The organism is Mesorhizobium sp. M8A.F.Ca.ET.161.01.1.1 (assembly GCF_004792105.1).
Taxonomy (GTDB): domain Bacteria; phylum Pseudomonadota; class Alphaproteobacteria; order Rhizobiales; family Rhizobiaceae; genus Mesorhizobium.
The window spans coordinates 62,902-83,776 of the sequence record NZ_SRTD01000010.1; the positions used below are offsets into that span (position 1 = coordinate 62,902).

General features: G+C 62.6%; 17 protein-coding genes. 13 read left to right on the plus strand and 4 right to left on the minus strand.

Annotated elements, in window-relative coordinates:
• The first annotated feature begins 56 nt into the window (after positions 1-56).
• The 4 genes from EN804_RS22845 (at position 57) to EN804_RS22860 (ending at position 7,283) form a co-directional block, all read left to right on the plus strand.
• Positions 57-2,840 (plus strand): valine--tRNA ligase, encoded by a 2,784-nt coding sequence (locus tag EN804_RS22845; RefSeq protein WP_135921446.1) that lies wholly within the window; start codon positions 57-59, stop codon positions 2,838-2,840.
• Between the two features lie 357 nt (positions 2,841-3,197).
• Complete coding sequence (locus EN804_RS22850) at positions 3,198-4,436, plus strand: OmpP1/FadL family transporter (protein ID WP_127278526.1); 1,239 nt, start codon at positions 3,198-3,200, stop codon at positions 4,434-4,436.
• Between the two features lie 287 nt (positions 4,437-4,723).
• Positions 4,724-6,448 carry a dihydroxy-acid dehydratase gene (ilvD, locus tag EN804_RS22855; protein WP_135866824.1) on the plus strand — a complete coding sequence of 575 codons (1,725 nt, stop codon included), beginning with the start codon at positions 4,724-4,726 and terminating at the stop codon, positions 6,446-6,448.
• Entirely contained in the window at positions 6,435-7,283 is an 849-nt protein-coding gene (locus tag EN804_RS22860; RefSeq protein ID WP_127279924.1) for a tetratricopeptide repeat protein, read from the plus strand. Before ilvD ends, EN804_RS22860 begins: the two co-directional genes overlap by 14 nt.
• 164 nt (positions 7,284-7,447) lie before the next feature.
• On the opposite strand, the gene EN804_RS22865 is transcribed toward EN804_RS22860, so the two are convergent.
• The 4 genes from EN804_RS22865 to erpA form a co-directional block, all read right to left on the minus strand.
• A complete protein-coding gene (locus tag EN804_RS22865; protein ID WP_127279923.1) occupies positions 7,448-7,747 on the minus strand; it encodes a hypothetical protein in 300 nt (99 codons plus the stop codon).
• Positions 7,748-7,835: 88 nt separating this feature from the next.
• Positions 7,836-8,630: an exodeoxyribonuclease III gene (gene xth / locus EN804_RS22870; protein ID WP_127872665.1), complete on the minus strand. Its 795-nt coding sequence runs from the start codon at positions 8,628-8,630 to the stop codon at positions 7,836-7,838.
• A gap of 7 nt (positions 8,631-8,637) precedes the next feature.
• Positions 8,638-9,030 (minus strand): VOC family protein, encoded by a 393-nt coding sequence (locus EN804_RS22875; protein WP_127872664.1) that lies wholly within the window; start codon positions 9,028-9,030, stop codon positions 8,638-8,640.
• A gap of 7 nt (positions 9,031-9,037) precedes the next feature.
• Complete coding sequence (gene erpA / locus EN804_RS22880; protein WP_127279920.1) at positions 9,038-9,385, minus strand: iron-sulfur cluster insertion protein ErpA; 348 nt, start codon at positions 9,383-9,385, stop codon at positions 9,038-9,040.
• 76 nt (positions 9,386-9,461) lie between these two features.
• Between erpA and EN804_RS22885 the strand changes: the two genes are divergently transcribed.
• The 9 genes from EN804_RS22885 (at position 9,462) to tatC (ending at position 20,857) form a co-directional block, all read left to right on the plus strand.
• Positions 9,462-10,676, plus strand: coding sequence for a deoxyguanosinetriphosphate triphosphohydrolase (locus EN804_RS22885; protein WP_135921447.1), 1,215 nt, complete (start codon positions 9,462-9,464; stop codon positions 10,674-10,676).
• Between the two features lie 61 nt (positions 10,677-10,737).
• Positions 10,738-12,495: an arginine--tRNA ligase gene (gene argS, locus EN804_RS22890; RefSeq protein WP_135866828.1), complete on the plus strand. Its 1,758-nt coding sequence runs from the start codon at positions 10,738-10,740 to the stop codon at positions 12,493-12,495.
• Between the two features lie 103 nt (positions 12,496-12,598).
• Positions 12,599-16,024, plus strand: coding sequence for an SPOR domain-containing protein (locus EN804_RS22895; protein ID WP_135921448.1), 3,426 nt, complete (start codon positions 12,599-12,601; stop codon positions 16,022-16,024).
• Positions 16,025-16,187: 163 nt separating this feature from the next.
• The gene (gene nagZ / locus EN804_RS22900; RefSeq protein WP_027146796.1) at positions 16,188-17,207 is read left to right on the plus strand and encodes a beta-N-acetylhexosaminidase; all 1,020 of its coding nucleotides are present in this window, start codon (positions 16,188-16,190) and stop codon (positions 17,205-17,207) included.
• A 62-nt stretch (positions 17,208-17,269) separates the two neighbouring features.
• Positions 17,270-18,073 (plus strand): ScpA family protein, encoded by an 804-nt coding sequence (locus EN804_RS22905; RefSeq protein WP_135921449.1) that lies wholly within the window; start codon positions 17,270-17,272, stop codon positions 18,071-18,073.
• Positions 18,070-18,837, plus strand: coding sequence for an SMC-Scp complex subunit ScpB (gene scpB, locus EN804_RS22910; protein ID WP_135921450.1), 768 nt, complete (start codon positions 18,070-18,072; stop codon positions 18,835-18,837). Before EN804_RS22905 ends, scpB begins: the two co-directional genes overlap by 4 nt.
• A 179-nt stretch (positions 18,838-19,016) precedes the next feature.
• The gene (locus EN804_RS22915; RefSeq protein ID WP_015317533.1) at positions 19,017-19,238 is read left to right on the plus strand and encodes a twin-arginine translocase TatA/TatE family subunit; all 222 of its coding nucleotides are present in this window, start codon (positions 19,017-19,019) and stop codon (positions 19,236-19,238) included.
• Positions 19,239-19,268: 30 nt separating this feature from the next.
• Positions 19,269-19,985 carry a Sec-independent protein translocase protein TatB gene (gene tatB / locus EN804_RS22920; RefSeq protein WP_135921451.1) on the plus strand — a complete coding sequence of 239 codons (717 nt, stop codon included), beginning with the start codon at positions 19,269-19,271 and terminating at the stop codon, positions 19,983-19,985.
• On the plus strand, positions 19,982-20,857 hold the full coding sequence (gene tatC / locus EN804_RS22925; protein ID WP_127872658.1) for a twin-arginine translocase subunit TatC: 876 nt from the start codon (positions 19,982-19,984) through the stop codon (positions 20,855-20,857). The genes tatB and tatC overlap by 4 nt, the downstream gene beginning before the upstream one ends.
• Positions 20,858-20,875: the final 18 nt, after the last annotated feature.

The following is a 20,875-nucleotide window of genomic DNA, read 5'->3' on the forward strand; positions in this document are numbered from 1 at the left end:
GACCTTCCGATTTACACCGAACCAGCAAAATTCCCGACAGCGCGGACCGTTTTCCCATGCTTGAAAAGACCTATGACGCCAAGACCGTCGAGCCGAAGATCGCCAAGATGTGGGAGGAAGCCGACGCGTTTCGCGCCGGCGCCGGAGCGGAAGAGGGGGCCGAGGCCTTCACCATCGTCATTCCGCCGCCCAACGTCACCGGGTCGCTGCATATGGGCCATGCGCTCAACAACACGCTGCAGGACATTCTGGTTCGTTTCGAGCGCATGCGCGGCAAGAACGTCCTGTGGCAGCCCGGCATGGACCATGCCGGCATCGCCACGCAGATGGTGGTCGAGCGGCGGCTGATGGAAAAGCAGATCCATCGCCGCGATCTGACGCGCGAAGAATTCATCGAGAAAGTGTGGGAGTGGAAGGCCGAATCGGGTGGGTTGATCTTCAACCAGCTGAAACGTCTCGGCGCCTCCGCCGACTGGTCGCGCGAACGCTTCACCATGGACGAGGGCCTGTCCAAGGCCGTGCTCGAAGTGTTCGTCACGCTCTACAAGGAAGGGCTGATCTACAAGGACAAGCGCCTTGTGAACTGGGACCCGAAACTGTTGACCGCGATCTCCGACCTCGAGGTCGAGCAGCAGGAGGTCAACGGCAATCTCTGGCATTTCCGCTATCCGGTCGACGGCGCGACCTTCGATCCGGAAAACCCACAGACCTTCATCACCGTGGCGACGACGCGCCCCGAGACCATGCTGGGCGACACGGCTGTCGCCGTGCATCCCGACGACGAGCGGTTCCAACATCTCATCGGCAAGAATGTCGTCCTGCCGATCGTTGGCCGCAAGATACCTGTGGTGGCGGACGAGTATTCCGATCCTGAAAAGGGGTCGGGCGCGGTCAAGATCACGCCGGCGCATGATTTCAACGACTTCGAGGTCGGCAAACGCCACCAATTGCCGGCGATCAACATCCTGACGGTCGAGGCGGCGGTCAAGTTGAAGGACAACGAGGACTTCCTGGCGGGCCTCGAGGCGACGCCGGAACGGCAAGCTGTCTGGGACGAGCTCGACGGTCTCGACCGTTTCGTCGCCCGCAAGAAGATCGTCGAACTGATGGAGGCCGGCGGCTTCCTCGACAAGGTCGAGCCGCATCGCCACGCCGTGCCGCATGGCGACCGCGGCGGTGTGCCGATCGAGCCGTACCTGACCGAGCAGTGGTACGCCAACGCGGCGGAACTGGCCAAGCCGGCGATCGCCTCGGTGCGCGAGGGGCGCACCAATTTCGTGCCTAAGAACTGGGAGAAGACCTATTTCGACTGGATGGAGAACATCCAGCCCTGGTGCATTTCGCGCCAGCTGTGGTGGGGGCATCAGATCCCGGCCTGGTACGGACCGGATGGGCGCGTCTTTGTCGAGAAGTCCGAGGAAGAGGCGCTGGGCGCGGCGATCGAATATTATCTGGCGCTCGAAGGCCCCTGGAAGGCCTGGGTCGAGGATAAGCTGGAGAACTTCAAGCCGGGCGAGATCCTGACGCGCGACGAAGACGTGCTCGACACCTGGTTCTCGTCGGCGCTGTGGCCTTTCTCGACGCTCGGCTGGCCGGACCAGACGCCGGAACTGAAGACCTACTACCAGACCGATGTGCTGGTGACCGGCTTCGACATCATCTTCTTCTGGGTCGCCCGCATGATGATGATGGGCCTGCACTTCATGGACGAGGAGCCGTTCCACACCGTTTATGTGCATGCGCTGGTGCGCGACAAGAACGGCGCCAAGATGTCGAAGTCGAAGGGCAACGTCATCGACCCGCTCGATCTGATCGACGAATATGGCGCCGACGCGCTGCGCTTCACCCTGACGGTGATGGCGGCGCAGGGACGCGACGTGAAACTCGACCCGGCGCGCATCGCCGGCTATCGCAATTTCGGCACCAAGCTGTGGAACGCGACGCGCTTTGCCGAGATGAACGAAGTCGCGCGCAATGACGATTTCTGGCTGAACGACGCCAAGCTGGCGGTCAACCGCTGGATCCTGACCGAGCTGACACGCGCCGCACGCCAGGTCACCGACGGCATCACCTCATACCGCTTCAACGAGGCGGCGGGAGCCGCGTACCGCTTCGTCTGGAACCTGTTCTGCGACTGGTATCTGGAACTGTTGAAGCCGGTATTCATGGGCACGGACGAGGCCGCCAAGGCCGAGAGCCGCGCCTGCGTCGCTTTCGTGCTCGACGAGATCTACAAGCTCCTGCATCCGATGATGCCGTTCATGACCGAAGAGCTGTGGGCGCAGACGGCGGGTGAGGGCAGGGAACGCGCCTCGCTGCTGTGCCATGCCGCATGGCCGTCGCCGGATTTCGAGGATGCTGAAGCGGCCGCCGACATCAACTGGCTGGTCGATCTCGTCTCCGGTATCCGCTCGGTGCGCTCGGAGATGAACGTGCCGCCGGCGGCAATAGCGCCGCTCGTGGTGGTCGGCGCCAACGACGTGACGCGCGAACGGCTGGTTCGCGAGGACTCAGCGATCAAGCGGCTGGCGCGTGTTGGTGACATCTCGCTCGCCGATGCGGCACCCAAGGGGTCGGCACAGATCGTGCTCAACGAGGCGACGATCTGCCTGCCGCTTGGCAGCCTGATCGACCTCACGGCGGAGGCCGCGCGGCTGCAGAAGGAACTGGTCAAGGTGACCGAGGAAATCGCGCGCCTGCACAAGAAGCTGTCGAATGAGAAATTCGTTGCCAGCGCGCCGGCCGAGATCGTGGAAGGCGAGCGGGAAAAGCTGGCCGAATATCGCGCCGCGCAGGACAAGCTTTCGGTAGCGCTGACCAGGGTTCGCGACGCCGGCTGAAGGGCAGATTCGTGCATGACCCCGGAGCGAATTCCATGCGTCACCGGCCTCAAAAATGGGCATTCCGTTGCGTAAATGTTGACGTAAACGGAAACTTTTAGCCCCATTGTTGCCATAATGTAACAATGGGGCCAAATCCCCTCAAAATTAGCTGTTTTCGAGCTTTTTGGGGCCATTTTCGTGCATCTTTTCGGCGTTTTGGATGTGCCCAGGGCCGTTTTTGGCCTTGTGACATTCCTTTGCATTTTGTCGAAAAAGCGTTTGGCGGACATGTACATGTACGCCCGGGAATTCGTTGTTGCGCCGTTAACTTGAATTGGTTCTAGCTTGATCCACTAGTTATTCGGGAGGACATCCATGAGCAATTTGCGTCTGAAAGCACTGCTGGGGGCAGGGTGCTTTTCGTTGGCCTTGATGGGCTCGCTTATCCACCCGGCGCATGCTGGCGGTCTGGAGCGCGGCGGCTACGATATCGACCTGCTGTTCGATCCGGCCCAGGTCGCGACGGAGGCCGAAGCAACCTATGTGATGCCGGATCGCAAATACGAGAATGCCAAGGGGCCGGGCGGATTCAATCTCGGCTTGGGCACCTCGGCTGATGGAGCGGAGGGCTATTGGGTGCCGCGCATCGGTGTTAAGGCGCAGGTCGTTCCGGGCGTCGATTGCATGGTCGACTATTCCCAACCTTGGGGAGCACATTCCGCGCCAGGCATGTGGAACGGCGCAGTTTCAAACATAGAGACCGACATCAAGAGCGATAACTACGCGGGCACCTGCTCGTACAAGATGGATGCGGGCAAAGGTCAGCTTCGCTTTATCGGCGGTGTGTTCTATCAAAAGGTCTACGGCTTTAAGGAAAGTCTTGTGGCTTTCAACCCATTTGGGCCGTCACCGACGGGCCGTGTCGATCTGTCGACCACTGGCTGGGGCTGGCGCGCTGGCCTCGCTTATGAAATCCCAGACATCGCACTGCGCGCGAGCCTCGTCTATAACTCGAAGGTTAAGCTCGATAACATCGAGGGTACGCTCGATTTGACCAGTGTTGGCCAGGGCATAATTCCGATCTACGGCTCCACGCAATATATGCCGGATGTTGTTGAATTCAAATTGCAATCTGGCATCGCTCCTGGGTGGTTGGCTTTTGGCTCCGTCAAGTGGGTCAATTGGAGTGTCCTGCAGAGCGTTCCAATTTGTGCGGTGGGTACTCCCGACGCGCTCTGTGTCACGGGCGACAAACTGCACTCTGCACAGTTAACCTCACTCGATCTGATGTATCGTGATGGCTGGACGATCTCAGGCGGCGTTGGCCACAAGTTTAACGATCAGTGGAGCGCTGCTGGTCAGCTTTCATGGGATCGTGGCACTTCGCACGGCTATGGAGCGCAGACCGATACGTGGACACTTGGCGGCGGTGTTGCCTACACGCCTAAGCCCAACATTGAATTTCGCGTAGCTGGCGCAATAGGCGTCTTGACCAGCGGTCACTCAGGTATAGTGGCCGGGGACAATGGCTATGTTGCAGGTGACGACGCGAGTTACGACTTCGGCAATGATCTGGTCACGGCAATATCCGGCGGCGTCAAGATCAAGTTCTAAGCGTTTGAAAGTTTTAGTGAAAGGCCGGGCATTGCCTGGCCTTTTCGTTTGTGCGGCGTCGTCGCTGGCCCCATCATACAAGCTGCGTTGCATATAAGCCGCACTTGGGCCGCCTCGTGCGATTGTGACGTTTTGGCAACACTTTCTGAACAACCCCTGCGCTAAAGGTCAGGCCGAGGAAATTGCCCATTTCCCGCCATAAACCCGGCGCACCTCGAACTGTCTCGGGACACGCGCCAAAAGGCTCGGCGATGGGGCAGGCCGCACCGCCCGCGGCAAGGAAGAGAATGGACGCCAAGGTCATTTCAAAGGCTAAGCTCCCTAGCCGCCATGTGACTGTCGGTCCGGCGCGTGCGCCGCACCGGTCCTATCTCTATGCCATGGGCCTGTCGGCGGCCGAAATCGCGCAGCCGCTGGTCGGCGTCGCCTCCTGCTGGAACGAGGCAGCACCCTGTAACATCTCGCTGATGCGCCAGGCGCAAGTGGTCAAGAAGGGCGTGGCAGCCGCCAACGGCACGCCCCGCGAATTCTGCACCATCACCGTCACCGACGGCATCGCCATGGGCCACCAGGGCATGAAGTCGTCGCTGGTGTCGCGCGAAGTCATCGCTGATTCGGTTGAACTCACCATGCGCGGCCATTGCTACGATGCGCTGGTCGGCCTGGCCGGCTGCGACAAGTCGCTGCCCGGCATGATGATGGCCATGGTGCGGCTCAACGTGCCGTCGATCTTCATTTATGGCGGCTCGATCCTGCCCGGCAGCTATCGCGGCCGCCAGATCACCGTGCAGGATGTGTTCGAGGCGGTCGGCCAGCACTCGGTCGGCACGATCGATGATGCCGAGCTGCTCGAAATCGAGCAGGCCGCCTGTCCTTCAGCCGGTTCCTGCGGCGCCCAGTTCACCGCCAACACCATGGCCACCGTCGCCGAGGCAATCGGTCTTGCGCTGCCCTATTCCTGCGGCGCGCCGGCGCCCTACGAAATGCGCGACCGCTTCAATTTCGCCTCGGGCGAAAAGGTCATGGAACTGATTGCCAAAAACATCCGCCCGCGCGACATCGTCACCCTTAAGGCACTGGAAAACGCGGCGACCGTTGTTTCGGCCACCGGCGGCTCGACCAATGCCGCGCTGCATCTGCCGGCGATCGCGCATGAGGCGGGGATCAAGTTCGACCTGTTCGACGTGGCGAAAATCTTCGAGAAGACGCCTTACATCGCCGATCTCAAGCCGGGCGGCAAATATGTCGCCAAGGACATGTTCGAGGCCGGCGGCATTCCGCTGCTGATGAAGACGCTGCTCGACCACGGCTATCTGCATGGCGATTGCCTGACGGTCACTGGCCGTACTTTGGCCGAAAATATGGAGCACGTTGCCTGGAATGAACATCAGGATGTGGTCCGCCCGGCCAACAGACCAATTACCCAAACCGGCGGTGTCGTGGGCTTGAAGGGAAATCTTGCCCCTGAAGGCGCGATCGTGAAGGTCGCGGGCATGGCGGAGTTGAAATTCTCCGGCCCGGCGCGCTGTTTCGATTCGGAAGAGGAATGTTTTGAGGCGGTGACGAACCGCGCCTACCGCGAAGGCGAGGTTCTGGTCATCCGCTATGAAGGACCGCGCGGCGGTCCTGGCATGCGCGAGATGCTGTCGACGACGGCGGCACTCTACGGCCAGGGCATGGGCGGCAAGGTGGCGCTGATCACCGACGGCCGTTTCTCGGGCGCGACGCGCGGTTTCTGCATCGGCCATGTCGGCCCGGAAGCGGCGGTTGGCGGCCCGATCGGCCTCGTCAGGGATGGCGACGTGATCTCGATCGACGCGGTGAACGGAACGATCGACGTAGCGCTGTCCGAGGCCGAACTGGCGGCACGAGCGAAGACATGGAAGGCGCGCACGACCGACTATCAGTCGGGCGCGATATGGAAATACGCACAGACGGTAGGGTCCGCCAGGGATGGCGCGGTCACCCATCCGGGCGGTGCGAAAGAAACACACTGCTATGCGGATATCTGAGTTGTTGAAGTCAACACCAGAGTTGTTGAGGTCATCTGTCCTTCCGGCACTGGTCGCGGTTGCGATCTTTGGCGCCGTGGGCCAGGCCATGGCCTTCGACGACAAGGTGTTCGACGACAAGACCGGCGTGAAGCCGCAGTCGAGCCCCTGGGCAGTGTTTCAGTTCGGGTTCTCCGCCTACAAGAGCGGCCACAAGGAGCAGGCCGCCGAGGCCTACAAATATGCCGCCGAAAACGGCCAGATCGGCGCCACCTGGAAGCTTGCCCGCATGTATGCCGAGGGCGACGGCGTGGCCCGCGACGACTATGAGGCTTTCAAGTTCTTCTCGGAGATCGTCGACCAGGACGTCGAGCCCGGCTCGCCGGAAGAAAGCTATGTCTCCGACGCGCTGGTGGCGCTCGGCGACTATCTGCGCACTGGCATTCCCGGCAGCCCGGTCACCGAGAACGAGGTGGCGGCGCAGGAATATTACATGCGCGCCGCCGCCAACTACCGCAATCCGAACGCTCAGTTCGAGATGGGCCAGATGTTCCTGAAGGGCGAGGGCGGTGTGAAGGCCAGCGTCAAGCAGGCCGGGCGCTGGTTCCAGCTCGCCGCCGAGAAGGGCCATGCCGGTGCGCAAGCGACGCTTGGCCACCTGTTGTTCCAGAGCGGCAAGATCGTGCGCGGCCTGGCGATGATGACCGCGGCCCTGGAGCGTGCGTCGCCGACCGATCAGCCCTGGATCCGCGGCATGCAGGAAGAGGCGTTCGCCGCGGCCGGCGAAGCCGACCGCCGCACCGCGATCTCGCTGGCGGACGACATCCTGACCAAGGGCAGCAACGCCGATCAGTAGGCTCTTTCCCCGTCACCATGCGGCGAGCCGAGGAGCGATCCGTGTAGCGGACGAAAAGCCAACTGCTTGGCTTCTCTAGCGAAGAACGTCGGCATGGTAATGACGGACAACGCCGGCCTATCGAGGCTCGTCTCGATCCGAGGACGAGGCAATCCAGGAGAAAATTAGTTTTCGGTCGGCTCCGTCGGGACCATGCTTGGCGCGGGTGTCGAGATCGGTGTGACGTGCAGGTGCGGCGCCATGGTGTTTGCCGGGCAGCCATCGCCAACCTTGGTCCACGATGTGTTGTTGAGCACCATGTCGCAGCGAGCCAAATGACTCTGGTCGGCAACCGTCAGGCAGGCGACCTGTCCGACCGGATAGGATTTTCCATTGGCGAGACATTCCGGGGCGGCGAAGGCCGGCACGATCGCGGTCATGGCGAATGCCAAGCCGATCGGATAATGAGCAAATCGAACGGTCATGGAAACCCGGCCACCATGATGATTTCCCATCATGCGCGCGATTGTGGCGACACGAGGTCCGGACTACTCGGCGGCAGAAGGGTCTGCGTCAGGCCGGCTGCAGCGCGAGGTCGATCGCCACCGGGACGTGATCGGATGGTTTTTCCCAGGCGCGCACATGTTTTTCGATCGACGCCGATGAGAACCGGTTCGCGGCTTCAGGCGACAGCAGCAGATGGTCGATGCGGATGCCATTGTTCTTCTGCCAGGCGCCGGCCTGATAGTCCCAGAAGGTGTAGGTGTCCGGGGCATCGGTGACCGCGCGCACCGCTTCGGTGAAACCGAGGTTGAGCAGCCGGCGGAAGGCCTGCCTTGTCTGTGGCTGGAACAGCGCGTCGCCCAGCCAGTTCTCCGGGAACCGCGCGTCGATCGGCTCGGGAATGACGTTGTAGTCGCCGGCCAGCACCAGCGCCTCTTCCAGCCTCAGGCGCTCCTGCGCCCAGCGCTCCAGCCGCGCCATCCAGGAGAGCTTATAGGGAAACTTCTTCTCGTCATCGATCGGGTTGCCGTTCGGCAGATAGAGCGAGGCGACGCGAAGCGCGCCCTTGTCGGTCGAGAACACGCCTTCGATGAAACGTGCCTGTTCGTCGGCATCGTCACCCGGCAGGCCTCTGGTGACTTCATCGAAGCGCAACTTCGACAACAGCGCGACACCGTTGAAGCCCTTCTGGCCATGGGTTTCGACATTGTAGCCAAGCGCCTCGATTTCGGCGCGCGGGAACTGCTCGTCGACCGTCTTGATCTCCTGCAGGCAGACGATGTCGGGCGCGCTCTCGGTCAGCCAATGGGTCAGGTTGCCGATGCGGGCGCGCACGCCGTTGATGTTCCAGGTGACGATTTTCATGACGGTCTCATTGTTCCTGCGGCGGAAGGCGTTCGACTAAACCGATCGTATTGCCTGCCGGATCCTTTAGAAAGGCCATCCATTCGCTTTCCCCCGCCGGACCAAACTGCCCTTCGGTGTCGCGATGGACCAGTGTCGGCGGCGCGGTGAAGGGGATGCCGGCTGCCTTTGCCTCGGCGTGGAAGGCTTCGAGGCCTGATATGTCGAGATAGATGGTGCCGGCCGGGATGCCGTCGGTGAACAACAGCCTGACATCGCCGGCCATGATGAAGGCAATGCCGGGCGGATCGAACCGCGCATGCACCCTCATGCCGAGGACATCGCGCCAAAAGGCCAATGTCGCGTCGAGGTCGCGACCGGCGGAGAGCGCAACCTGACGAACCGCGCCGGTTGCGGGCATCTCGGTCCTAGATGGAGAAGCTGGTGCCGCAGCCGCAGGAGGCGACCGCATTCGGGTTGCGGATCTGGAACGACTGCCCCATCAAATCGTCGACGAAGTCGATCACCGAGCCACCCATATAGACCAGGGACAGATCATCGATCAGCACCGTGGCGCCGTCCTTCTCGATGGCAACGTCGTCGTCATTGCGCGCACCGACCAGATCGAACTTGTAGGAAAAGCCGGAGCAGCCGCCGCCCTCGACGGAAACGCGCAGCGCCGTCTTGCCGGCCTCGCCAGAGACAATTTTGGCGATCCGCTTGGCGGCGGCCTCGGTCATCTCGACTTTCATGGCGGTCTTGGCATCCGCGCCCATAGGCGTCACCTTGCTTTCGGTTTCACATGATAGGTATGAAGCGCGACGGGGCAAGTCAACTGCGGCAGCATCAGCCATGACAAATGAGCTTGGCGACATCGGACTCGGCTATCGGCCGCGCGCGGCCTATGCCACGGATCCGGCGAGCTCGCGCGGCCGGCTGTTCGACGAGGTGGAAAGTCCGACCCGCACGCCTTTCCAGCGTGACCGCGACCGGATCATCCATTCGACGGCGTTTCGGCGGCTGAAGCACAAGACGCAGGTCTTCATCGCCCATGAAGGCGATCACTACCGCACAAGGCTCACCCATTCGATCGAAGTGGCACAGATCGCGCGTGCGCTGGCGCGGGCGTTGCGCGGCGACGAGGATCTCGCCGAAGCGGTGGCACTGGTGCATGATTTCGGCCACACGCCCTTTGGCCACACAGGTGAGGACGCGCTGAACGAGAAGATGGCGGCGTGGGGCGGCTTCGACCACAACGCACAATCCCTGCGCATCGTGACGAGGCTGGAGGCGCGCTACGCCGAGTTCGACGGGCTCAATCTGAGTTGGGAGACGCTTGAAGGCCTGGTCAAGCACAATGGTCCGCTCACCGACGGCAGCGGCAAGGGCCTGAAAGGGCCGGTCCCGCAGGCGATCCGCGACTACTCGCAATTGCAGGATCTCGAACTCGACCGGTTCGCCGGCATCGAAGCGCAGTGCGCGGCGATTGCCGACGATATCGCCTACAACACGCATGATATCGACGATGGGCTGCGGTCAGGGCTGCTGACGCTGGACATGCTGAAGGCCGTTTCGCTGCCTGGAACGATCCTGAAGAGCGTGCGCGAGCGCTATCCCAGGCTCGACGACGTGCGCACCGGCCACGAATTGATGCGGCGGCAGATCACGGCCATGGTCGAGGATGTGATCAAGTCAACGACCGCCAATCTGGAGCGGATCAGGCCGCTGAGCGTCGAGGCGGTGAGGGCGGCGGGCGAGACGATGGTGACATTTTCGGCCGAAATGGCGGAAGCCGAGAAGGAACTGAAGGCCTTCCTCTACAAGCACCTCTATCGGCACGAAGAGGTCATGCGGGTGCGTGCGGACGCCGAGCAGATCGTCAGGGACCTGTTCGACGTCTATTTCGCCGACCCGCGCGCCATGCCCGATGGCTGGCGCGAAGGGCTGGACCGCGCCGAGGATCGCATCAAGGCACGCAGCGTCGCCGATTTCCTGGCCGGCATGACCGACACCTACGCGCTCAAGGAACACAGGCGTTTGTTTGACCGCACCCCGGATTTGAGCTAGGGCGGGCTCGATTTGCCGGCCAAAGGGCCGGATTCGTCGTAAAGCCGCCAGAGCATACACCATGAACATCTTCGCCGATTTCACCGCGCGAGTCGTAAAGGCTGTCGAAGCGCTTGACCTGAAAGACAGCAATGGCGTTTCGCCTGATCTGTCGCGCATCGCCGTCGAGCCGCCCCGCGACGCCAGCCATGGCGATCTCGCGACCAATGCGGCAATGGTGCTGGCCAAGCCCACCGGCCAGAACCCGCGCGCACTGGCCGAGAAACTGGCGGAAGCGCTGCGGGCGGACAATGACGTCGCCGCTGCCGAGGTCGCCGGTCCAGGCTTCGTCAATCTGCGGCTCAAGGACGGTTTCTGGCAGGCGCATCTGTCGGCGCTTCTAGGCGAGGGGCGCAACTATGGCCGCTCGACGATCGGCGCCGGCCGCAAAACCAACGTCGAATATGTCTCGGCCAACCCGACCGGGCCGATGCATGTCGGCCATTGCCGGGGTGCCGTCGTCGGTGACGCACTCGCCAATCTGATGGCGTTCGCCGGTTACGACGTGACCAAGGAATATGTCATCAACGACGCCGGCTCCCAGATCGACGTGCTTGGGCGCTCGGCGATGCTGCGCTACCGCGAGGCGCTTGGAGAAGATATCGGCGAGATTCCGCCGGGGCTTTATCCCGGTGACTATCTTGTCTCCGTCGGCGAGGCCCTGGTCAGGGAGTTCGGCCGTTCCTTGCTGCAGATGCCGGACGACGAGGCGCTGGCCATCGTCAAGGACCGGACCATCGATGCGATGATGGCGATGATCCGCGAGGACCTTGCGCTGCTCAACGTGCACCACGACGTGTTCTTCTCCGAACGCACGCTGCATGCCGACAATGCCAGGAAGATCCGCTCGGCGATCAACGACCTGACGCTGAAGGGCCATATCTACAAGGGCAAGCTGCCGCCGCCCAAGGGCGAGAAGCCGGACGACTGGGAAGACCGCGAACAGACGCTGTTCCGCTCGACCGCCGTCGGCGACGACATGGACCGGGCGCTGGTCAAGTCCGACGGCTCGTTCACCTATTTCGCCGCCGATGTGGCGTATCTGAAGGACAAGGTCGATCGCGGCTTCGTCGACCTGATCTATGTTCTCGGCGCCGACCATGGCGGCTACGTCAAGCGCCTGGAAGCCTTGGCGCGGGCGATTGCCGGCGACGACGTCAAGCTCACCGTCCTCTTGTGCAATCTGGTCAAGCTGTTTCGCGATGGCGAGCCGGTGCGCATGTCGAAGCGGTCCGGCGATTTCGTGACGTTGCGCGAGGTGGTGGAAGAAGTCGGACGCGATCCGATCCGCTTCATGATGCTCTATCGCAAGAACGATGCGCCGCTCGATTTCGACTTCGCCAAGGTCACCGAGCAGTCGAAGGACAATCCGGTGTTCTACGTGCAGTACGCCTCGGCGCGCTGCCATTCGGTGTTCCGGCAGGCGAGCGAACAGTTGGGGGAGGCGAATTTCGATCGCAACAACCTGGCGGCCGCGGCAACGTCGCTGGCCGACGAAGGTGAAATCGGGCTGATCCGGAAGCTTGCCGAATATCCACGCCTGATCGAGTCCGCCGCTCTTGCGCTCGAGCCGCATCGGCTGGCATTTTATCTCTATGATCTGGCTTCCAGTTTCCACGGACACTGGAACCGGGGCACGGATAATCCGGACTTACGTTTTGTTAAGGTTAACGACCGACAATTGACGCATGCCAGACTAGGGCTGGTGCAGGCTGTTTCGGATGTTCTGACGTCCGGCCTGACGTTGATCGGAGCGGCTGCGCCCACCGAAATGCGTTAGGTTTGACTAAAAAACCTGTCACCTTTTGCCCACATTGCGCTGGTAAGGGCCAACCCTGCGCGACGTCCAAGGCGTCCGAATGAGTGCGAGTTCGGGAACAATAATGGCAGACAGAACCCAACTGAGAGCAGCCGACAACAACGACATCGCCGACGATGATCCGTTCGCGGAACTGACCAGGATCATGGGATTCGACCCGCGCCAGCCGGTCAAGCCGCAGGCGCCGGCTGAGCCGAAAGCCGCTGTGGCCGAACCGTCCGCGGGAGAGGGCGATTTCGACATCGACCTCGAAAAGGAGCTGATGGGCGAGTTCGACGCTGCCGACAGCGTTGCCGCTCCAGTTGTCGCAGCTCATGAGCCGGCAGTCGAGCCGGTGGCCGTCGATGTTGCGGACGACGATCTCGCATTGTCACTCGACGACGATTTCCACCTGGACATGTCGGATGCCGATGACCAGGCGGTCGCCGCCAGCCATGCGACCGCTGGCGCCGCGCAAGCCGTGCCGTCCGTTGAACCTGCCTTCGACGCCGATTTCGACAATGCCGTCGCCAGTTCGCTCGAAGACATCTCGCCCTTCGACGATGATCTGCCGATGGAGGATGAGCTTGCCGCCTCCCTAGACCAGGATTTCCATATCGAGGACGAGGCTGCCGAGGCCCGGCATGCCGTTGAATCGCCGGTGGCCGACGTGCCGGTGGCCGTCGAGCCGGCCTCCAATCATGAATTCGACGATGCGGTCGCGATCTCGCTCGAAGACGAGCTGATGCGCGACGACCATCCGGCGGATCAGCGCCAAGCGGCTGCTGTCGACTATCCAGAACCTGTACTGGCCGCCGCGGATGAAACCCAGGTGATCTCCGACGAGGATTTCGCGGCTCACTTCGACGATGCCATGCCCGATGTCGATGTGGATTTTGACGTTCAGGCGGACGAGCCGGAGGCTTTTGATGACGAGCCGGCGCACGAACTGCGCGCCGATGCCGTCGAGACGCAGGATGAAATTCCAGGCGCTGAAGCTGTTTCGGATGACGCCTTCGACCTGAATCTGGACGAGGCGTTTGCCGAGCCTGCCGAAGAGCCCGTCGCCGAAATCGCCGCGGCTTCCTCGCAATCGGCAGCTCCCGCGGCAGCCATTGTGCCGCCGGTGCAAGCGCCCATCGCGGACGAACGAAGCCTCGAAGACGAGTTGAACGCGCTTCTCGGTGCCATGACCGCGCGCACGCTGCCGTCGGCCAAGGAACCGGCCATGGTTCAGCCCGCCGTGACCCAGCCAGCCGCGACCCAGCCAACCGCAGCGCCCGTTCAGCCGCCTCTCGCCGCGACTACAAAGATCGCGGAGCAACCCGTCGATCTTGTTGGTGACCTCGACTGGGATCTCGATGAAACAGCGTCCGAGGATGCGCATCAATCCGGCTCCGCCCAGGCCGCCGACGCCAACCTCGACGACCTGTTGCTCGATGAACTTCAGGACCAGGATTTCGGCCCGGATGCCGCTGAACAGGGTGATGTCGATCTCGACAATGATGCCTTCGACGCCGCCCTGGCCAAAAGCATCGGTTCGCGTGACGAAACGGCGTCCCGGCCGGATCAGGCCGATTCGCTGGATTGGCTGGCGGAACGTTCCGGAGCGTCGGAGTCGGCCCGTTCCTGGAGCCGCGTGACACCAGTTCCCCAACAGCCGGCGTTTGCCGCGCAGCCTGCTCCCTCCATGGCGGCCAGGATGGCGGCCCCGGAAGTGGCCACCGTGCCGTCCTACCGTTCGGCCGAGCCGGTTGCGGCTGCTCCCTATATGGCTCCGGTATCGGCGCCGCAGGCAGGGCAGTCCTCGCACTATGAAGAGATGCCCGATGTCGAGACGGTCGATGTGCCGGAGCGCGTCGTCGCGCTGGCTGACGATCTCGACATTCCGGAGTTGCATTTCGAGGAAGATGAGCCGGCAGCGGCCGGTTATGATGATCTCGACGCCGAATTCGCCAGCCTTCTAACCGAGATGAATTCGGTCGAGGTCGCGCCTGCTACTGCCGGCAACGCCGCCTATGCCGACGAATCCTACAATACCGGGTTCAATAAAGGATATGGCGCGGCCAATCCCGGATATGGCGCTGCCAATCCGGGATATGGCGAGGCCAATCCAGGATATGACGGGGTCAATCCGGGATATGAAGAGCCGAGGCAAGCCTATCAGCCGGAAGCGCGGACCTATGCGGCACGGCCGGCGGAAATGCCCGCCCGCGCGTCGGCCTCAGGCTATGCCGATGCTGCCGAAGGCTTCGATCTCGACAATCTGCCCGGCAGCCAGCCGGTCTCTCAGGCGGACGATTTTGCCGTCGATGAACTCGACTACGATCCCGAGCTGGACGAAGCGATGTCGGTTCCGGGCCTCGGCGAGCGGGAAGCCGCCAGGCCGTCGGGCCGGCGCGGCCTGTTCATTGCCGCGATTGTCGGTGCCGTTGCGGTCGCGGGCGGCCTTGGCGCCTTCGCGCTGTCTTTGGGCGGCAAGGGCGGCAGCGAAGCTCCGGTGATCGTCAAGGCGGACAATTCGCCGATCAAGGTCAAGCCGGAAAATCCGGGCGGCACCGTGGTGCCGAACCAGGACAACAAGGTCTATGACGCGGTGGTCAAGGGCGCGAAGCCCGCCGAGCCGGTCCAGCAGAAGCTTGTCACCAACACTGAGGAACCAGTGGACGTGCAGGCGAAAGACCCGGCCCGCGCCGTCAATCTTTCTCCCGATCAGAACGCCGCCGCCGGCACGGATGGCGGTGGCGAGGTTTCGACCGCTGGCGCGGCCCCGGCCGACAATGCGGCGCCCGCGCCGAAGTCGGAGGATCGCATCGCGCAGGTCCTGCAGGACGCCGACAAGGGCACCAACAACGACGTCGTTGCCGTTGCGCCGCGCAAGGTCAGGACCATGGTGGTCAAGTCCGACGGCTCACTGGTGGCGCGCGAGGATCCGGCACCGGCGGCACCGCAGGTGGCCGCGGCCGAGCCGACGGATCCGGCGCCACAGCATGTGGCGCCTGCCGGAGCCGACCAGACTGGCGCCAACGAGACTGGCACCGACCAGACTGGCACCGTGGCGCCCGCCGCCGCGCAGGCTGACGATGAGCCGGCTCTGAAGCCTGCCGCCAAGCCTGCCAAGGCTGAAGCCAAGGCGCAGTCGGCCAACACGCCAGCCAAGGTTGCGATCGCGCCGCAACGTCCGTCCGACCAGCCGGTCGACGTGGTCGGCGAGGTCAAGCCCGATCAGGTCGCTTCCATCGATCCGGCCTCGACCGCGACTGGCAGCGGTGCGTGGTCGATACAAATCGCTTCGCAGCCGACGGTGGACAGCGCCCAGTCGACCTACCAGGATCTGCAGCGCCGTTATGGCAGCGTGCTTTCCGGCCGCACGGCCAACATCGTCAAGGCCGAGATTGCCGGCAAGGGAACGTTCTACCGCGTCCGCGTTCCGGCTCAGTCGCGCAACGATGCCATCAATCTGTGCACCAGCTACAAGGCCGCGGGCGGCAACTGCTTCGTATCGCGCTAGACGTCGATCCAATCCTTCAAAGCCGGTGCGGCCCTGGGTCGCGCCGGCTTTTTATATGGCGATATTCATATGCCTGACTTTTTCATGTGGAACATGTCCTGCAGCCCGCCGCATGCGGTCAGGGATGATTCCCTTTGACCGCGCGAAGCCCTAGACTCCTGAAATGACCGAATCAAAATCCATGATCCTCGGCTGTGCCGGGAAATCGCTCACCCGCGAAGAAATCAATTTCTATCGCAATGAATGCCCGTGGGCGTTCATCCTGTTTGCCCGCAACATCGGCGAGGCCGAGCAGATCCGCGACCTGGTCGCCGAAATGCGTGACTGTATCGGGCGCCCGGACGCGCTGGTGTTCATCGACCAGGAAGGTGGCAGGGTACAGCGCCTGCGGCCGCCACTGGCGCCGAATTATCCGGCCGGCGGCGCGCTTGGGGCGCTGTGGCGCGACGATCACGACGCCGGCGCACGCGCCGCCTGGCTGATGGCGCGGCTGCATGCCTTCGACCTGCTGCGCTACGGCATATCAGCGGATTGCCTGCCGGTGCTCGACGTGCCGATCGAAGGGGCCAGCGATGTCATCGGCGCGCGCGCCTATGGCAAGGATCCGCGTCCGGTCATCGAACTTGGTCGCGCCGCGGCCGAGGGCCTGATGTCGGGCGGTGTGCTGCCCGTGATGAAGCATATTCCGGGGCACGGCCGGGCCTTTGCCGATACGCATTTCGAACTGCCTGTCGTCGACGCCTCGCTCAGCGATCTGCAGCGGCACGATTTTGCTCCGTTCCGTGAGCTCAACCATCTGCCGATGGCGATGACCGCGCATGTCGTCTACAGCGCGATCGATCCCAAGAACCCGGCGACGACTTCCGGCAAGGTCATCGACGAGATCATTCGACGCGAGATCGGCTTCGATGGACTGCTGATGAGCGACGACACCTCGATGAAGGCACTTTCTGGGGATTTCCCGACAAAGGCGGCCTCGATCCTTGCGGCGGGCTGCGATCTGGTCCTTCACTGCAACGGTGTTTTTGAGGAGATGGCGGGTATCGCATCGCGCACCACGGGGCTTGAAGGCAAGTCACTGGAGCGTGCCAAGCGGGCGATGACCTATATAAGCAAACGCGACGCGGCCGAAGAAACCGAAATCCGTGCCGAATTCGCCACCTATTTCGACGCGGTGGCCTAGCAAAGAGGAAGTGACAGGCAGTGGCGGAAGCATTGGAAAGCAAGGCCGCGAAGGCTGCACCGATGGACCGCCTGTGGGCCGAGAACGATGAGTCACGGCTGACGGGCGACCCGTCGCTGGTCGTCGACGTGGCCGGCTTCGAAGGCCCGCTCGATCTTCTCTTGCACCTTGCCCGCACCCAGAAGGTCGATCTGGCGCGCATTTCCATCCTGGCGCTGGTCGAGCAATATTTGACCTTTGTCGAGACGGCGCGGGCGCTGCGGCTCGAACTTGCCGCCGACTATCTGGTGATGGCGGCGTGGCTGGCCTTCCTCAAATCGAAGCTCCTGATCCCCAAGCAGCCGGGCGAAGAGGGCGAAAGCGGCGAGGAACTGGCGGCGGTGCTGCAATTCCGGCTGAAGCGGCTCGAAGCCATGCGCGATGCGTCGGCGCGTCTGGTCAACCGCAACCGGCTCGGCCGCGACGTGTTCGCACGCGGCATGCCGGAAATGGTCATCATCGAGAAGCGCAACACCTATTCGGCGTCGCTTTACGATCTCCTGACCGCGTATGCGCAGCAGCGGCAGAAGCAGGCGATCACCAACGTGACGATCGCCAGGCGCGGCGTCTGGTCACTCAAGGACGCTCGCGACATCCTGACCCGGCTGATCGGCTCGCTGCGCGACTGGACGACGCTCGACAGCTTCCTCATCCGATATCTGACCGGCCCGCAAGAGCGGCGCACCGCGATCGCCAGTTCGTTCGCGGCCACACTGGAACTGGTGCGCGAGCGCAAGATGGATATGCGGCAGGACGAGGTGTTCGCACCGATCTATCTGCGCGACCACCGCGCACAGACAATCAAGGCAGTCGAGGTGGCATCATGAGCGAACGCGCCAACGCTTCGGTTATCCCATTCAAGATGGATGATGAGTCGGAAGACGGCGAGCTCGACCAGGCCTCGGCCGGGAATCCGGTACAGAACCCGGCCGAGCGGCTGTATCTGGCGGAAGCCGTGCGCATGGCCGAGGCGATCGTGTTCGCCAGCGCCGAACCCGTCAGCGAAAAGCAGCTTGCCGCACGCCTTCCCGATGGCATCAATCTTACCCTCGCCATGACAGAGCTGCAGCAGATCTACGCCCGGCGCGGCGTCAATCTGGTCCGGGTCGGCGACGCCTGGGCGTTCCGCACCGCTGGCGACCTCGCCTTTCTGATGAGCCGCGATACGGTGCAGCAGCGCAAGCTGTCGCGAGCGGCGCTCGAGGTGCTGGCGATCATTGCCTATCATCAGCCGGTGACGCGCGCCGAGATCGAGGACATCAGAGGCGTCGAGACCTCGAAGGGGACGCTGGATACGCTGCTCGAGACGGAATGGGTGCGCATGCGCGGCCGGCGCAAAACGCCCGGCCGTCCCGTCACCTATGGCACCACCGAAACCTTCCTCGATCATTTCGCGCTCGAAGAGATCCGCGATCTTCCGGGTATGGAGGAACTGAAGGGCGCCGGCCTGCTGTCAGGCCGCATGCCGTCGAACTTCTCCATCCCGCAGCCGCCGGCCGATCCCGACGCGCTGACCGAGGACGAGGATCCGCTGACCGACATCGATCTCGAGGAGCTCGGTCTGCTGACGCCGCGCGTCACGGAAGATTGACCACGAGCGCCTATCAAAAGCCGTCTTGCACCTTTACATGTGCCGTTTGGTAGCGGGCCGCATCGCTGAAAATGCGTGACATCCGACACCCTTTCATAAACTCTGTCGCGGTTGTGTTTGAATCCCAACGCGAAAACGCATAGATCATCGCCAGGGAAAACATTCGAGAGAGATTTGCTATGGGTTCATTTTCGATTTGGCACTGGATGATCGTGTTGGTCATCGTGCTTCTGGTGTTCGGTCGCGGCAAGATTCCCGAGCTGATGGGCGACATGGCCAAGGGCATCAAGAGCTTCAAGAAGGGCATGGCCGACGACGACGTTGCCGACGACAAGCGCACCGTCGAACACCGTGCCGATGAGACCGTTTCGGCCGCGAAGGAAAAGGCCAGCAAGAGCTGAGCCAAGAAGTTCTAGTCGGAACGGATTGCCATGTTTGAAGTCGGCTGGACCGAAATGCTGGTGATCGCGATCGTCATGATCGTGGTCGTCGGGCCGAAGGATTTGCCCAACATGCTGCGCACCTTCGGCCGCACGACGGCGAAGCTGCGCGCCATGGCCGCCGACTTCCAGAAACAGTTCAACGAGGCATTGAAGGAAGCCGAGCTCGACGACGTGAAGAAGTCGGTCGACGAGCTCAGGGGCCTGAGCCCGGTTGCCGAAATCCGAAAGCAGCTCAATCCGTTCGAGCAGGCGGCGGCCGATGTGCGCGCCGGTGTCGATGCCGCGATGAAGCCGAAGCCGGCCGCCGATCCGTCGGCCCCTGCCGCTTCGACGCCACAGGTGGCCGAGCCGTTGAAGAACGGCGCGACTGAAATGCCTGGCGTCAACGGGCCTGAAGCCACGACACCAGCCCCGATTTTCCCGGCGATGACCGATGAATCGGTTGTGGCGGCATCCACGGATCCTGCCGTTGCGCCGAAGGCAGCTGCGGCCAAGAAAACCGCCAAGGCGGCCCCGGCCGCGAAGGCGCCGTCCATGGCCTCGACATCTGCGAAGGCGGTGACGGCAAAAGCCGCACCCGCGGTGAAGGCGAAAGCGACACCTGCACCCAAGGCGACTGCTGCCAAAGCGTCAGCAAAAGCCGAACCGAAGCCTGCTCCGGCGAAGAAGCCGGGAGCCAAAAAGACGGCTGGAGCCGCCAAGTGAGCGTTTCGGACAAGGAAAAGGACGAGATCGAGAAATCGTCCGCGCCGCTGATCGAGCATCTCATCGAGTTACGCCGACGGCTGATCTGGTCGCTCGGCGGCTTCTTCGTCGCTTTCCTGGTCTGTTTCTTCTTCGCCAAGCGGCTGTTCAACCTTCTGGTCGTCCCGTTCAAATGGGCGACGAAATGGGCGGGGCTCGACCCGCACAAGGTCGAGCTGATCTACACCGCGCCGCAGGAATTCTTCTTCACGCAGGTCAAGCTCGCCATGTTCGGCGGCATGGTCATCGCCTTTCCGCTGATCGCCACGCAGATCTACAAATTCATCGCGCCTGGCCTCTACAAGAACGAGCGCAATGCCTTCCTGCCGTTCCTGATCGCATCGCCCATCCTGTTCCTGATGGGCGCCTCGCTGGTCTATTTCTTCTTCACGCCGATGGTGATGTGGTTCTTCCTCGCCATGCAGCAGGTAGGCACGGACGACCAGGTACAGATTTCCCTGCTGCCGAAAGTGTCGGAATATCTCAGCCTGATCATGACGCTGATCTTCTCCTTCGGCCTGGTGTTCCAGTTGCCGGTGGTGACCAGCCTGATGACGCGTGTCGGCATGCTGTCGTCCAAGGCGCTGGCGGAAAAACGCAAATGGGCGATCGTCATCGCCTTCATCGTGGCCGCGGTGCTGACACCTCCGGATCCGATGAGCCAGATCGGCCTGGCCATTCCGACCATCGTTCTCTACGAGGTCTCCATCTGGGCCGCGCGATGGATCGAGCGGGATCAGGAAAAACAGCGGCTGGCGCGCGAGAAGCAGGAAGCCGGCGAGACCGTGGCGGACAAGGCGCCGGACGAGCCTCCGGCGCCGGCTGCCTCGTAAGACGCCAGCCGCGGAAAA

What these genes read in the sequence shown, in the direction of transcription:
- EN804_RS22845 (WP_135921446.1), top strand. Translation starts at nt 57, where the DNA reads ATGCTTGAAAAGACCTATGACGCCAAGACCGTCGAGCCGAAGATCGCC.
- EN804_RS22850 (WP_127278526.1), top strand. Translation starts at nt 3,198, where the DNA reads ATGAGCAATTTGCGTCTGAAAGCACTGCTGGGGGCAGGGTGCTTTTCG.
- ilvD (WP_135866824.1), top strand. Translation starts at nt 4,724, where the DNA reads ATGGACGCCAAGGTCATTTCAAAGGCTAAGCTCCCTAGCCGCCATGTG.
- EN804_RS22860 (WP_127279924.1), top strand. Translation starts at nt 6,435, where the DNA reads ATGCGGATATCTGAGTTGTTGAAGTCAACACCAGAGTTGTTGAGGTCA.
- EN804_RS22865 (WP_127279923.1), bottom strand. Translation starts at nt 7,747, where the DNA reads ATGACCGTTCGATTTGCTCATTATCCGATCGGCTTGGCATTCGCCATG.
- xth (WP_127872665.1), bottom strand. Translation starts at nt 8,630, where the DNA reads ATGAAAATCGTCACCTGGAACATCAACGGCGTGCGCGCCCGCATCGGC.
- EN804_RS22875 (WP_127872664.1), bottom strand. Translation starts at nt 9,030, where the DNA reads ATGCCCGCAACCGGCGCGGTTCGTCAGGTTGCGCTCTCCGCCGGTCGC.
- erpA (WP_127279920.1), bottom strand. Translation starts at nt 9,385, where the DNA reads ATGGGCGCGGATGCCAAGACCGCCATGAAAGTCGAGATGACCGAGGCC.
- EN804_RS22885 (WP_135921447.1), top strand. Translation starts at nt 9,462, where the DNA reads ATGACAAATGAGCTTGGCGACATCGGACTCGGCTATCGGCCGCGCGCG.
- argS (WP_135866828.1), top strand. Translation starts at nt 10,738, where the DNA reads ATGAACATCTTCGCCGATTTCACCGCGCGAGTCGTAAAGGCTGTCGAA.
- EN804_RS22895 (WP_135921448.1), top strand. Translation starts at nt 12,599, where the DNA reads ATGGCAGACAGAACCCAACTGAGAGCAGCCGACAACAACGACATCGCC.
- nagZ (WP_027146796.1), top strand. Translation starts at nt 16,188, where the DNA reads ATGACCGAATCAAAATCCATGATCCTCGGCTGTGCCGGGAAATCGCTC.
- EN804_RS22905 (WP_135921449.1), top strand. Translation starts at nt 17,270, where the DNA reads ATGGACCGCCTGTGGGCCGAGAACGATGAGTCACGGCTGACGGGCGAC.
- scpB (WP_135921450.1), top strand. Translation starts at nt 18,070, where the DNA reads ATGAGCGAACGCGCCAACGCTTCGGTTATCCCATTCAAGATGGATGAT.
- EN804_RS22915 (WP_015317533.1), top strand. Translation starts at nt 19,017, where the DNA reads ATGGGTTCATTTTCGATTTGGCACTGGATGATCGTGTTGGTCATCGTG.
- tatB (WP_135921451.1), top strand. Translation starts at nt 19,269, where the DNA reads ATGTTTGAAGTCGGCTGGACCGAAATGCTGGTGATCGCGATCGTCATG.